The organism is Prolixibacter sp. DSM 2831 (assembly GCF_056493735.1).
In genome coordinates this window covers 4,049,398-4,063,928 of record NZ_CM151379.1, presented here as the reverse complement: position 1 = coordinate 4,063,928, position 14,531 = coordinate 4,049,398, and the positions used below count along the sequence as shown (strand labels likewise).

Sequence of the window (14,531 nt, the reverse complement as noted above, 5' to 3'; positions counted from 1 at the left end):
GTGGAATCTATCCCACAGCCCTTGTAGAACGTGGTAAACACGGATTTTTTCTGATAAAATTTTTCTTTCTCTTTCTCTATTGATTTTTAGTGATTTGCGACTCGCAGTCTGTGTTGAAAATTCGGTCAAAGAGTTTTGGCACAGTATTCCCTTATTAGTTAGCAGGTGATTTGAAATTAATTATTGGACGAAAACGAAAGAGAAAAGAGAAATGAGAAAGTTAGCTATTATTTTGCTCGTGTTGCCTTTTTTTACGGCATGTAATCAGAAGGAGCTAAAGAAGTTGAAGGAAGAGAATGCACAATTGACCCAAATAGCACAGAAACGTGACTCCACCATCAACGATTTTGTTGAGTCATTTCAGTCTATTGCAGCCAACCTCGATTCCATCAAAGTTAAAGAAAAGTTGATTTCGGTACAAGCTGCAGGGGAGCAGACGGCTGATTCAAAGACTCAGGTAATGAACGATTTGAGTTTGGTGAAAAATCTGCTGGACAAAAACAAGGCAGAGTTGGCCGACCTGAACAAGAAACTGAAAAACAGTTGGTACCGTAACTCGAAACTGAAAAAATTGACCGCAAGTCTGCAGAAGCAGATTCAGGAAAAAGAGGAGTCGATTGCTAATTTGACTGCTCAGGTTACTGAACTGAATGGAAAAGTTGACAATCTGAACGGACAGGTAGCACAGTTGAACGACACTGTCAGCACGCTGTCGACTCAGAATTCGATGCAAGAGAAATTATTGAACGAAAAGACAGATAAACTTCATACCGCTTACTATGTAACCGGTACGACAAAGGAGCTGAGGGATCAGCATGTCATTTCAGCCACAGGAGGCTTACTGGGAATCGGAAGGACGGACAAATTAAGCGACCAGGTCGATCCGTCGAAATTCACGGCCATCGACATCACCAAGACGACTACGATTCCGGTGAGTGGGAGAAAAATCAACATGGTAACAGCACATCCTGCTGATTCGTACAAAATCGAGCAGAAAGACAACGAAGTTGAAGCCATCACGATTACAAATCCTGAAGAGTTCTGGAAAGCTTCCAAGTATTTGGTCGTGGCTGAAAGATAATTATTAGGTTTTAAGATTGGTTCTCAAAAGAGCGTCCCGCCCGGGACGCTCTTTTAGTTTGTATACACTTTCCGTAACTTGTACACACGGTCACTGCCCTCTGAAATTACTAAGCCGAAAATTCGTTGTACAGACTAACAGAACCCGGGTCGGAGCGGATATCGTTGTTTTATACACTAACCAACATTAGGGATGATGGAAACGGAAAACAAAGAAACTTATTGGAGCCGGTTTACCGAAGATTTTGAAGAGATGCAAAGTCACGTGGTTGGTGACGAGGTTCTTCTTCTGGCTCACGAAGAACTATTGAGAGAGGCTAATCTCGTAAAAGTGTTGGAACTGGGATGCGGAACCGGATTATATACGGAAACGCTGCAAAAAAACGCAGAGCATGTTGTTGCGACCGATTTGTCGGATGAGATGCTCGCTTTTGCAAAGAAAAAAAGAGGTAATTTGGAGAATGTTGAGTTCCGGAAAGCGGATGCCCTTAATCTTGAATTTGAAGACGGACTATTCGACACGGTTTTCATGGCGAATCTGATTCATGTTGTAGGAAATGCGGGACGGGCTATTCAGGAGAGTAAGCGGGTGCTGAAAGACGGTGGACTATTAATTATTAACTCTTTTGCTATCGATGACATGAGTTTTTTTAACAAGCTGGCCATGGGGATCCGTTACCTAAAAACATTTGGTAAACCTTCTGCGGAAGCAACAAAGGAAAAAACAACCCGAAAAAGTGTAGAACAGTTGCTTATCGACAATGGCTTTGAAATCCAGAAAAGTCTGCTCCTGGGAACAAAGTCGAAAGCGATGTATATCAGCGGTAGAAAGTAACTCAATTTACCGTTGACTTGAGATTCGGGAAGAAACCCCGAAGACCGAAAAACGCAATGCCTATGGCATTTTGTAGATCATCGAATTGATATTCATTCCCGCTCCAACAGAGGCAAACACCAATATATTTCCACTCGTCACCTTCTGGTTCGGTAATTTATTGTTGAGTAGTAAGTTCAGTAATGTGGGAACAGTTGCCACCGAACTATTTCCAAGTTCAGCAATGGTCATTGGCATAATGTCTTTGGGAATATCTTTTTTATGAAAGAGCTTAAACAACCGCGCCAGTATGGCATCATCCATTTTGGCATTGGCCTGGTGAATTAGCACCTTATCTACTTGTTCCAACTCAATTTTTGCTTTTTCCAGGCTTTCTTTCACAACCGAAGGAACCGTATTCAGTGCGTATTCATATAATTTACGTCCGTGCATTTTTAGGAACAATTGGTCTCCTTCGTAATCCGGGTTGTTTGATTTGCCCATCCAAAGCAGAAAAGCATGATTTAGTGTATCGGAACGGGAACTATGGGCCAGAATTCCAACAGGCTCATCACTCTCAATCGCTTCCAAAATGGTCGCACCAGCACCGTCGGAATAAATCATACTGTCCCTGTCGTGGGGATCGGATACCCTGGAGAGAGTTTCTGCCCCGATTATCAAAGCCCTTTTTGCGTCACCCGATCTCAGGAAATAATCAGCCTGTATCATACCCATAAGCCATCCGGGACAGCCAAAAGGCACATCAAATGATATGGTTCTCGGGTTCTCAATTCCTAATTTGTTTTTAACCCGGGCTGCGAGACTAGGAACCAGATCCGACTTTCGGTTATTACTTTGTACATCTCCGAAATTATGCGCGACAATAATATAGTCAAGGCTTTCTTTGTCAATGCCCGAAGTTACGATAGCATCTTTCGCAGCAAAATAAGCAATATCAGAAGTTTGCAGGTCGTCTGTAACATACCTTCTCTCTTTGATTTCGGTGATTTTCTCGAATTTTTTAATTATCTCTTCGTTCGGGGTATTGATTTTATTTCCCTCAGAATCGTAAAAATCATTATTCAGAAAATCTTCATTTACGACTCTTTTTTCAGGTATGTAACATCCTGACCCTTTAATAATAGAATATCGCTTTTTCATTGGCTGGTAATATCTAATGCTATGTCAACAAAACTAATCAGTGGAAGTAAAGCTACAATATATCTTAGGAAATATTTTCATATTAATCACTTATTAAAAGAACAATTGCAACTCTGGTCAAATGGAGACAGCCTTAGTAACGCCTGTTAGAATTTTCAAAAAGGAAATCTCACACCTTATGCAACCGTGTTTTCAAGTTGATTTTAACTAATTTGCAGAAAGCAAACTCCTCGTTAAAATTGAAACGAACATGAAAATAGCGATATATGGAGCCGGTTCGCTGGGAACCGTCATAGGGGCTTATTTGACTAAGGCCGATCTGGATGTGGATTTGATCAACCGGAACCGGGCGCATGTGGAAGGGATGAAGACCAACGGCGCTCATATTACCGGAACCATTGACCTGACGGTTCGGGTCAAAGCTTTGCTGCCGGAAGAAATGTTTGAAAAATACGATATCATTTTTCTGCTCACCAAACAGCAGGAGAATAAAAAGGTGGTGCGTCAAATCGCCCGCTATCTCAGCGACGATGGCATTATCTGTACTGCGCAAAATGGTTTCCCCGAATTATCCGTGGCCGAAGTGATTGGTAAAGAAAAGACCTTTGGCTGTACCATTGCCTGGGGCGCAACTCTGCTTGGAAATGGGGTGAGTGAACTAACCTCTAGCCCCGATAGTCTCACGTTTAGTATTGGCGCTTTGTCCCATCAAAACGATAAGAAATTGCATCAAATAAAAGAGATACTGGAGGTGATGGGGACGGTGGATATCGAACGCAATTTTGTTGGAGCACGATGGTCGAAGTTGGCTATTAACAGCGCTTTTAGTGGTGTGTCGACTGTTCTGGGCTGCACGATTGGAGAGGCTGCCCAAAACAACGAGTCGAGGAAGTTTATCCAGGCAGTCATGAAGGAGTGCTTTGCTGTAGCTGATGCGGCAGGCATTCAAATGGAACCTATCCAGGGGCGAGATTTGAGAAAGTTGCTGGATTATACCAATCGGCTGAAACAACTGTTTTCTTTCATGATTATTCCTATCGCGATGAGAAAACATGCCAGGCTGAAGGCCAGTATGCTTCAGGATCTGGAAAAAGGTAAGCCGACAGAGGTAGATGCCATTAACGGAGTGGTCTCCCAATATGGGAAAGAGTATCATGTCGCTACCCCCTACAATGATAAGGTGGTGGAAATCATTCACGGTATCGAAGCCGGAAAATACACTCCTTCGTTCGAAAATGTTCGTTTGTTTGAATAGGAAAGACAGGCAAAGAGATTTATTTTTATTTGGTTTTTGTAGTTCTTCCCCATGAAAATTACTCCTAAAATCCAACAAAAACTCCCTTCAACCGTTAGGTGAATAGTTTGGAAAAGCAATTGATGAACGAATAAACAGACTTATGAAAGGATTAAATACGCGGTTGATTCATGGCGACGAAAAGGATTCGTACCATAGTGATGTGAGAAGTTTGAAAACGCCTGTTTTTCAAACGGCAGCTTATGATTTTGAAGATTCAGCATCGGTAGAAAGAGCTTTCCGGGGAGAAAGTGATGCCTTCGTTTATTCGCGAATTTCAAATCCGACTGTACGGCAACTGGAAGCTCGGCTGAAGTCGCTGGCCAATGCCCAAAGCAGCCTGAGCGTGAGCTCGGGCATGGCGGCCATCTCATCAACCATCCTTTCAATTTGCGACACCGGCGACAACATCGTGGCGAGCAAGTACCTGTTTGGCAATACGTATTCCTTCTTTACAAAGACACTCAGCTCATTCGGCATTCAAGTCAAATTTGTCGACCCGGAGAATCCTGATGAAGTGGAACTAAGCATCGACGCGCAAACGCGTGCCATTTTTTTGGAGGTCATCACCAATCCGCAGCTGATTGTTTTCGATTTTGAACGGATCTCGCAAATCGCTAAAGAGAAGAAGGTGCTGTTGATTCTCGATAACAGTTTGCTGACTCCTTATCTTTTCCAAAGTCATCAATACGGCGTCGACATTGAGGTCTTATCGACCACCAAGTTCATCTCAGGTGGCGCCACATCGATAGGCGGTGCAGTTTTTACTTACCCGTCGGATAAGTGGCAGTATATCCCGAAGCTGCAGGAAAATTACCAGTTGTATGGGAACGCAGCTTTCGAGAAGAAACTGCGGAAAGAGCTATTCAGTAACCTGGGATGTTGTTTATCGCCGCAAAATGCATGGCTGCAAATGCTGGGGCTGGAAACACTGACATTGCGAGTCGACCGGATTTGTGAAAATGCCCATAACCTGGCTTCATGGCTTTCGGAGCAGGACAAGGTTCAACGCGTGGAATACTCGTCACTGGAGAAGTCTCCCTATTATCAACTGTCGGAAAAATATTTCACCTCGAAGGTGGGTTGCCTGATCGCCATTGAGCTGAAAAGTAAAAAGCAGTGCTTCGATTTCATGGATGCCCTGAAGGTAATCCGGCGCGGCACCAACTTCTGCGACAATAAATCGATGATTATCCATCCTTCCTCCACTATCTACTGCGATCTGTCAGACGAGGCAAAAGAGTCATTTAAGATCCCGGATACCCTGATTCGCCTTGGCGTTGGTCTGGAAGATATCGAAGACTTGAAAACGGATATTCAGCAGGCGTTAGATAAACTGAAGTAAAACTGGACTGATAAACAATTTCTTTGTCGTATTGTTGGCAACGATAAAAACTCGATATGGATTCAGAAATGATTGCTGCACTGGCTATTCTGGTGGGAGGATTCTTGATATTTCTCGATAGAAGAAGAAAGAAACGTCAATCAGACGACTAGTTGGTCGGTTAGTTTTTTTCTACTGCCTCATATAATTACGGCATCTCTTCTTTTGGCCGTTGAAAGTATCCATTATTAGCAATATATTATGTCACTCTTTGCGATTTTTGTTAAGAGAGGAAAAGTTGTATCCTTTTTATCGTTAATTCAGGTGAAAAAAGAGTTAAAAAACAACTGGTGGGTACTGGTTGGATGTCTGGGGCAAACTTCTTATTTTAATCCCTTGAATTTGATCTGTTAATCCAAACTTATCATGAGAAAAAAGTCATTGATTGCATTTGTGTTAGCGACTTTGTCGTTAGCAGCTTTCGGGCAAAAATATCCGAAAGACTGGGAAAATCCGCGGATGATTGAGCGGAATAAACTAGAGGCGCATGCCACGCTTTACCCGTTTCAGGATATTCAAACAGCCCTGACGATGGACCGGGAGAAGAGTCCCTGGTACCAATCGTTGGACGGAACCTGGAAGTTTGATTTTGTTCCGAAAGCGGAAGATGCCACCACCGATTTTGCTCAAAAAGGATTTGACGCTTCGGGCTGGGACAATATTTCGGTGCCGTCAAATTGGGAAATGAAAGGATATGGTACCCCGATTTATACCAACATTACCTATCCGTTCCCGGCAAAGCCGCCATACATTTTGCGCGACGATCCGGTGGGCTCTTACATTCGCGACTTTAACCTTCCGGATAACTGGAAGAACCGGGAAGTGATTTTGCATTTTGGCGGCGTTTCGTCGGCCATGTATGTGTGGGTGAATGGACAAAAAGTAGGGTATAGTCAGGGAAGCCGGCTCCCGGCTGAATTCGATATTACCGATTACCTCCTACCCGGAAAGAACCGTGTGGCGGTTCAGGTGTATCGCTGGAGTGATGGCAGTTACCTGGAAGATCAGGACCACTGGCGGATGAGCGGTATTCACCGGGAAGTATACCTCGTGGCGCAACCGAAAGTGAATATATACGACCTGGCTGTTCGTACCGATTTGGATGCGGCGTATAAAAATGCTGAATTGCAGATCCGGCCTCGCGTCAAAGTCATGGATGACACAAACACGAAAGGCTGGACGTTCAATGCCCAATTGTACGATGAACAGGGAACAGAAGTGAAAACCGATACCATGAGCATATCGGTCAATCATATTATCCACGAGCGGCTGCCGCAGCGCGATAACGTACCATTTGCATTGTTGAAAGCGCATATTACCAATCCGGTGAAATGGTCGGCTGAAAATCCGTATCTCTACACATTGGTGGTTACCGTAAAGGATGCCAGCGGAAATGTGGTGGATGCTACCAGTACCCATGTTGGTTTCCGGAAAATAGAGTGGAACCACGGCGTATTCAAAGTGAATGGCCGTCCGGTGAAGCTGTATGGCGTGAATCGTCACGACCACAGCGAAGTGAACGGAAAAGCCGTTACCAGGAAGGAGATGCTGGAGGATGTTCTTCTGATGAAACGCTTTAACCTGAACGCTGTTCGTACCTCACACTATCCGAACGATCCTTATTTCTACGACATGTGTGATAAGTACGGTATTTATGTGCTTGATGAAACCGATTTGGAAACGCATGGTCTCACCGGTTATTTCACGAATAATACGGCCTGGACGTATGCATTTGTTGATCGTGCAGTCAGGATGGTCGAGCGCGATAAGAACCACGCGGCTATCATAGGTTGGTCTCTCGGAAATGAGTCAGGAGTCGGCCCCAACCATGCGGCAATGGCAGGTTGGATTCGGAGTTACGACCCGACCCGGTTAATTCACTACGAAGGGGCACAGGGCGATCCGACCAGTCCGAATTATATCCCGGTTACCAGCAAGGATTATTGGAAAAAGCCCTACGATGCCAATCCAACAGATCGGCAGTGGGTAGATGTCATCAGTCGGATGTATCCGTCGCCAACAGTGCTGGAAGGACTGGCTGAGAGTCCATGGATTCACCGCCCGATTGTCATGTGTGAATATGCGCACTCGATGGGTAACTCCACCGGTGATTTGAAAAAATACTGGGAAGTTATTCGCTCTCATCCCAATCTGATGGGTGGATTCATTTGGGATTGGATTGATCAGGGTATCCTGGAAAAAGACAAAAGTGGAAAACCGTACTGGGCTTACGGTGGTGACTTCGGTGATAAGCCCAACGATGGCAATTTCTGTATCAACGGAATTGTAGCCCCCGATCGTACAGCGAAACCGGCATTATGGGAATGCAAGCATGTTTTTCAGCCCATCAGTGTTAGTCCGGTTGATTTGAAGAATTTCGATTTCACGGTAGTGAACCGGCAGGATTTTACCGGGCTGGAGCCTTATTCGCTCAGGTGGTCATTGCTGGATAACGGCGTTGAGGCGCAGCATGGCACAATTCCAACGCCGGCATGTGCTCCGGGTGAAAATGCTCGCTTCCATATTCCGGTTGATCAAGTTAAGCTGAAAAAGGACGCAGAATATGTGCTGAATGTCAGTTGGGATTTGGCGAAGAAGAACCTATGGGCCGATGCTGGATTCGAGATTGCCTGGAACGAATTCATCCTTCCGGGACATGAGGTGAAACCGGCCGCAATAGCTTCCGGCAAGGTAACGGCCACCGGAAGTGATAACGATGTCACCTTATCGGGAAAACATTTCACGGTAGTGGTGAACAAACAGAAGGGCGAAATTTCGTCTTATAAAGTGAATGGCAAAGAACAATTTGTTAGTCCGCTGAAGCCTAATTTCTGGCGGGTACCGACCGACAATGACGAGGCGGGTGGTAACCACATCTTCCGCGATATGCGTGTTTGGAAAGAGGCGGTTGCCAATATGATTTTCCAGTCAGCCAAAATCGACGATAATCAATCGGGCGTTGTTTGTACTTACACATTACCTGTTGACGCATCGACACTGAAAGTGCATTATTCTGCCGAAGACGATGGAACATTGCAGGTATTAGCCGAGATTATCAAAGGAGATAATGCTCCGGATTTGCCACGCTTCGGTTTTACGATGGAAGTTCCGGCAACATTGACTGAAACGGCTTATTACGGAAAAGGTCCGTGGGAGAATTACTGGGACAGGAAATCGGGCGCCAAGCTTGCATTGTATCAAACGCCGACTAGCGATTTGCAGTACAAATACGTTCGTCCTCAGGAGAACGGTAACCGGAGCGATGTTCGCTGGTTTGCCCTTGCCGGGAAAAACGGTGGTTTGATGGTCCGTGGCGAACCAAAAGTTGATTTCAGTGTATGGCCTTATACTGCAGCCGATCTGGAGCAGGCCAAACATATTGATGAGGTACCAGTCCGTGATTTTTATACGGTACACATCGACTACAAGCAGTTAGGCGTTGGTGGTGACGATACCTGGAGTGCGCAGGCAATCGCTCATAAACCTTATCGCCTGTCGGCGAAAAACTACCAGTATAGCTTTACCATTTGTCCGGTAAAATCGATTGCTCAGGCTGAGAAGCTCTATTAGTAAATCAAGTTTCATAAAAACAGAAAACTCCCGAACCGTTATGGTCGGGAGTTTTTTTATCGATTCAAATTAACTGCTAAGCTTGTGTCGTTAAAAGTGACGGAATAAACTTAGGCGCTTGTCGTAATTTGGTCGCCTGTTCGAAAGAGTAGGCCAGTTTTATCAACTGTGGTTCCGACCACGCTGTTCCGATAAAGGATAAGCCGATAGGCAACTCGTGCACAAATCCGGCAGGAACGGTAATGCTCGGGTAACCTGAAACGGCCGCCAAATCGGAGCTCCCTCCGCCAAAATGGTCGCCATTTACCCGGTCGATGGTCCACGACGGTCCGTTGGTCGGAGCAATCAATGCATTCAGATTATGCTCTTTCATGGCACCGTCGATATATTTTGCCGGGAGCGTTTTGGTCAGTTTGAGCGCATTCATGTATTCTTCTTCCGAAGGAGTTTTCTCTTCCGCTGTGATGAATATACTCTGGTCAAACCACTGCAGCTCTTTGCTGCTGTTTTTCTTATTGAATTCAATCAGCTCTTTCAGATTCTTCCTCGGAGCTTCCGGATGTTCAGCCAGGTATTTGTTCATATCGTTTTTGAACTCATACACCAGAACCGTCCATTCGGCTTTCGACCACTGATCGTGATCTTTCATCGGATCCAATTCCACCAGTTCGGCACCCTGCTGCTTCATGGCGTCCATGGCCTTTTTCATCAGTGCGTCCACATCGGCGTTAAAACCGAAATAATCTTTTACAATACCGATTCTTGCCCCATTTAAGCCATTCTTATCGAGAAACTGGGTGTAATCGGTTCCTTTCCATTTGGAAGCGCTCATGGTGGCTCTGTCGTTAGCATCGTCACCAACTAATGGTCCCAGCAGAGTGGCAGCGTCGGTAACGGTGCGAGCCATTGGACCAGCCGTATCCTGACTGTGCGAAATGGGAATGATGCCATGGCGTGACCAAAGACCAACTGTTGGCTTGATACCCACCACACCGTTTATTCCGGAAGGGCAAACAATGGATCCATCGGTTTCGGTTCCAATGGCGATGGCACTAAAGTTAGCCGAAACCCCTGCACCGGAACCGGAACTGGAACCACAGGGAGAACGGTCGGTCACGTAAGGGTTACAAGTTTGTCTGCCGCGTCCACTCCATCCACTTGATGAGTGATTTGAACGGAAGTTGGCCCATTCACTCAGGTTGGTTTTTCCCAACAATACAGCACCGGCTTCACGAAGCTTCGAAACAATGAACGCGTCGTTTTTGGGACGATTGCCTTCCAGTGCCAACGAACCAGCCGTTGTTTGCATTTTATCGCCGGTATCGATATTGTCTTTAATCAGAATCGGGATACCATGTAACGGGCCTCTCAATTTTCCGGCTTTCCGCTCTTCATCCATTTTCCGTGCGATAGCAACAGCATCGGGATTCAATTCAATAACGGTGCGAAGTGTCGGGCCATTTTGGTCGACTTCTTTGATTCGTTTCAGATACTTGGTTGTCACTTGTTCGGACGTGAGTTCTCCATTTTTCATTTTTTGCTGGAGTTCCGCTACGGTAACTTCGTTCAGATCGAACTGAGTGTAATCGGCTTTTGATGCCGCTACCTGGTTGTTTTTTTCATCGCAGGCAGCCAATGGAGAAAGTGTGAACGCTGCCCCGCCAATGGCAGCTGTTTTGAAAAAACTTCTTCTTTTCATTTGTGCAAATTAGTGTGGTTGAGATTTATACGAAATGTCACTCAGGTCTGTCATATTGAAATTCCTGCATAAGATACATTAAAGTAGAATGATTACAAAGAAGTGGGGATGGGGACGACTATCCTAATCGGCTGATTTGTTCCAGTTTTTCGGGTTCATTAATAACGATCTCTCTTCGGCGAAGGCTGATGATGCCATCACGAATAAAACTGTTCAATTGTTTGGAAACACTCTCTCGACTAGTCCCGATGAGGTAGGAAATTTCATTTTGGTTTAGTGGTAGTCGAAAGCGGTTGGAGCGGAATATAGCTTTTGAGAAATAGAGCAAAGTATCGGCCAGTTTCCCATAGATCTTTTTCTGTCCCTGACTAATGAATCGATGATAGTTGGTTAGGCTGTCCCGGCTCACCGTCGAGAGTATTTCGAAAGCAAATTTTCCGTTGTCGAGGATAAATTGTTTGAAAATAGCTACGTCGATAAAGCAAACAGCCACATCCGTTAAAGCTGCATAAGAATAATGGTTCACGCGGTCGCCAAATAGGGAAGGTAACCCGAGATAGGCGTGATTCTGTATAATCTGGACGATGCATTCCGGCTGATCGCCGCTTTTAATGTATTCTTTCACTAAGCCAGATTGCAAATAAATAATGTGTGAGGTAAGTGAGCCTTCTGACAGTATTTCCTCGCCTTTTCGGAAGATGCCTTCACTGCAATTCTCTCCCAGAAGCTGTAGTTCATCTTCCCCCAAGGCCATGGCTGCACAAGACTTTTCACTGCAAAGAGTGCAGTTGCGTAATAATTGGGTAGAGAAGGCGGACTTTCGCATAAGCTGTGAAATATTTCACAAAGTTACGGGAGAACTCTCACAAAGTCAATGCTGTATCATTAAACGTAAGGTCATAAATTTATAGTAAGAACAAAGTTTATGAACAAACTTCTAACCATATTATTTGGATTGGGGACTTTGGCCTTCGTTTATTATGTAGCAATGGTCCTGATTGGATGCATTTCATCAATGTGTGGAGCGGGATATGATTATTTCTGTGGCACATATTGCAGGATTGCCTTATTGGTGGGAATTATAGCTGCATCGATGTTCATTTTCCAGGTTTTCAGAACCTTACATCATAAAGAGGCGAAGTGAAGGTTCAGATTGAAACGGGTCCGGCTTGCCCGTTAAGTAAACGGGTAGGTCAGACTTGTGACTAATTCAATAAAAACTGATATAGTTGTGATTGTAAGATAAATCCCCGACTATTCCACTCTCAGGAGGAGGTGGAAAGCATAAATTCAAAATAGGTTTGTAGTTTTGCCGTAACAGCAAAGTTAGTCTGAAACAGAGCAGCCCCTTTTGGTGAAAGTGGGGCTGTTTTTTTTACAAAAGAAAGCCCCGCTTTTTGAGCAGGGGCATTGAAGTTGTTCTGAAATGAAATAAACTATAGTAGTTTAACATTTACCGCATTCAAACCTTTTTTACCTTCTTTCAGTTCGAAAGTAACTTCATCGTTTTCTTGTATTTCGTCGATCAATCCGGTTACATGGACAAAATACTCATTGTCTGATTCTGCGTCTTTAATAAAACCAAAGCCTTTGGTCCTGTTAAAGAACTTAACTGTTCCTTTGTTCATAATTTTTAGTTGATAATGTACTTCTAACAAATTTACATTAATCAATGATAAAATCTTGACTTTATGTTGAGTAAAATAAAATTTTGTCTGCGATATGAGCTTTGAAACCAGTGTCTTGAGATTGTAAGGATAACAAAAAGCAGATGGCAAAATAAGCTGAACAGTCCGTGTTTTTACCCTTTACATGAAAAAAAGAAAGCCGCCGAAACATGGTCCGGCGGCTGATATCAGGTTGAAATGTTAATTCCAAAATGTCAGAGATACAAATCTCTTTTTCCTAACAGAATATCTTTATATTCTGCCCTGAATTTCTCCATTAGGTGCGGACGACTGCTGAAGTATGGCTCTGATTCAATTTCAGCAATCTCTTTTAAAATCAGTTCTTCACCTATGGCTTTGGTTTTCGGCGAAGCATAATCGTTCAGATATTCCCGGAAGGTTAATACCGCATTCAATTTGCAGAACTTTCCTTCCACGCAGTGACTGAGCATCCCCATAATGGTTTCACCGGTTCTTCCACAACGGTAACCTGCCGTGCAGAACGAAGAAATATATCCCATTTCCGCTACCTCGCATATCACATCGTCCAAGTCGCGTGGGTCACCAATCGTGAATTGCTTCTTATCCAGATCCTCTTCTGTTTTCTGGTCGGAATAGGCGCCGATTCCAATCCGGGTGGAAGCATCGGTCTGGGTACAGCCCAGGTTGATAACCTCTTTCTTCAGTTCGGGTTGTTCGCGGGCGGTAACGATTAAACCGGCAGTCGGAACCGATAACCTTAAAACAGCTACCAGTTTTTTGAAATCTTCATCCGAAACCTGATGTGGCAGGTTATTGCTCAATGAAGAACCGGATGCCGGTGTAATTCTCGGGAACGAAATGGTATGCGGTCCTACACCGAAACGGTTTTCCAAATCGATGGTGTGGTAAAGCAATCCCATTACCTCGAAACGCCAGTCGTACAGTCCGAATAACGCGCCAATAGCCACATCATCGAGGCCTGCATCCATAGCTCGGTGAAGCGCATAAAGTCGCCAGCGGTAATCGCCTTTCAGCGTATTCGTCGGATGGACTTTGCTGTATGTTTCGTGGTGATACGTTTCCTGGAAAACCTGGTAAGTACCGATTCCCGCGTCCTTCAATCTTTTCAGCTTGGCTGAACTCATCGGAGCCGCATTGATATTGACCCGGCGTATATTGGCTTCCCGGCCCGAAACCGGGGCATCGCGGTAAACGGAATAAACCGTATTGATGGTATCGACCATATAGTCGACATCCGAACGAGGATGTTCACCGAAGACCAGGATTAATCGTTTGTGGCCTTCGTCGATGACGGATTCCGTTTCCTTGCGGATTTCGTCCTGGGTAAGGATGCGCCTTTTTTCATCGCAGTTTTCTTCCCGGAAACCACAATATTCGCAATTGTTCACACAAAGGTTGGAACAATAGAGTGGTGCAAAAAATACGATGCGGTTATCGTAAACTTTTTTCTTTACCTGGAGCGCTGCTTCATTGATTTCGTCCCATAACTCGGGCGATTCGACATTGAGGAGGGCGGCAGTTTCCTCCGGGGCAAGTGTTTTTATTGAGAGTGATTTCTGCAAAATCTGCCGAATGTATTCCGGATCAGGATTTTTGCCATTCGCGATTTGTGCATGAATTTTTTCCTCATCAATAAAATCTTTCCCGTCAATCAGGTACTTATCAATTTCGTCCCTGACAATAACTTCTTTCTTCCACTCTGCCGCTGTCTGATACTGCATGATTGGTTGGTTTTATAAGACAAAGGTATATATTTCCCCGATGAGAACAGCATGACCGGAATCACGAAAAGCGGTCTCATTATAAGATTTTTGACAGGTTTTCGAATCATCCGGAAATGGTTGTTTACAGAAGTAAAA

General features: G+C 44.6%; 11 protein-coding genes. 6 read left to right on the top strand and 5 right to left on the bottom strand.

Features of this window, described 5'->3' with window-relative positions; translation table 11 throughout:
* Positions 1-211 precede the first annotated feature (211 nt).
* Complete coding sequence (locus tag AC060N_RS16705) at positions 212-1,081, top strand: Cbp1 family collagen-binding glycoprotein adhesin (RefSeq protein ID WP_479524791.1); 870 nt, start codon at positions 212-214, stop codon at positions 1,079-1,081.
* A 192-nt stretch (positions 1,082-1,273) separates the two neighbouring features.
* Complete coding sequence (locus AC060N_RS16700) at positions 1,274-1,915, top strand: class I SAM-dependent methyltransferase (RefSeq protein ID WP_479524790.1); 642 nt, start codon at positions 1,274-1,276, stop codon at positions 1,913-1,915.
* A 60-nt stretch (positions 1,916-1,975) separates the two neighbouring features.
* Here the strand turns inward: AC060N_RS16700 and AC060N_RS16695 are convergent, their stop codons facing one another.
* A complete protein-coding gene (locus tag AC060N_RS16695) occupies positions 1,976-3,055 on the bottom strand; it encodes a 3-oxoacyl-ACP synthase III family protein (RefSeq protein ID WP_479524789.1) in 1,080 nt (359 codons plus the stop codon).
* 250 nt (positions 3,056-3,305) lie between these two features.
* Here AC060N_RS16695 and AC060N_RS16690 point away from each other — a divergent pair, with 250 nt between their 5' ends.
* The 4 genes from AC060N_RS16690 to lacZ all read left to right on the top strand — a co-directional run bounded on the left by AC060N_RS16690 (position 3,306) and on the right by lacZ (position 9,303).
* A complete protein-coding gene (locus tag AC060N_RS16690; RefSeq protein WP_479524788.1) occupies positions 3,306-4,310 on the top strand; it encodes a ketopantoate reductase family protein in 1,005 nt (334 codons plus the stop codon).
* Between the two features lie 142 nt (positions 4,311-4,452).
* Positions 4,453-5,694 carry an aminotransferase class I/II-fold pyridoxal phosphate-dependent enzyme gene (locus AC060N_RS16685; protein ID WP_479524787.1) on the top strand — a complete coding sequence of 414 codons (1,242 nt, stop codon included), beginning with the start codon at positions 4,453-4,455 and terminating at the stop codon, positions 5,692-5,694.
* 56 nt (positions 5,695-5,750) lie between these two features.
* Positions 5,751-5,846 (top strand): LPXTG cell wall anchor domain-containing protein, encoded by a 96-nt coding sequence (locus AC060N_RS16680; RefSeq protein WP_153640157.1) that lies wholly within the window; start codon positions 5,751-5,753, stop codon positions 5,844-5,846.
* Positions 5,847-6,099: 253 nt separating this feature from the next.
* A complete protein-coding gene (gene lacZ, locus AC060N_RS16675; protein WP_479524786.1) occupies positions 6,100-9,303 on the top strand; it encodes a beta-galactosidase, LacZ type in 3,204 nt (1,067 codons plus the stop codon).
* A gap of 76 nt (positions 9,304-9,379) precedes the next feature.
* On the opposite strand, the gene AC060N_RS16670 is transcribed toward lacZ, so the two are convergent.
* From AC060N_RS16670 to hydG, 4 genes are all read right to left on the bottom strand, one after another.
* Positions 9,380-11,002, bottom strand: coding sequence for an amidase (locus tag AC060N_RS16670; RefSeq protein ID WP_479524785.1), 1,623 nt, complete (start codon positions 11,000-11,002; stop codon positions 9,380-9,382).
* 118 nt (positions 11,003-11,120) lie between these two features.
* Complete coding sequence (locus AC060N_RS16665) at positions 11,121-11,828, bottom strand: Crp/Fnr family transcriptional regulator (protein WP_479524784.1); 708 nt, start codon at positions 11,826-11,828, stop codon at positions 11,121-11,123.
* 610 nt (positions 11,829-12,438) lie between these two features.
* Positions 12,439-12,630 (bottom strand): cold-shock protein, encoded by a 192-nt coding sequence (locus tag AC060N_RS16660; RefSeq protein WP_106540221.1) that lies wholly within the window; start codon positions 12,628-12,630, stop codon positions 12,439-12,441.
* Between the two features lie 254 nt (positions 12,631-12,884).
* Positions 12,885-14,393 carry a [FeFe] hydrogenase H-cluster radical SAM maturase HydG gene (hydG, locus tag AC060N_RS16655; protein WP_479524783.1) on the bottom strand — a complete coding sequence of 503 codons (1,509 nt, stop codon included), beginning with the start codon at positions 14,391-14,393 and terminating at the stop codon, positions 12,885-12,887.
* Positions 14,394-14,531: the final 138 nt, after the last annotated feature.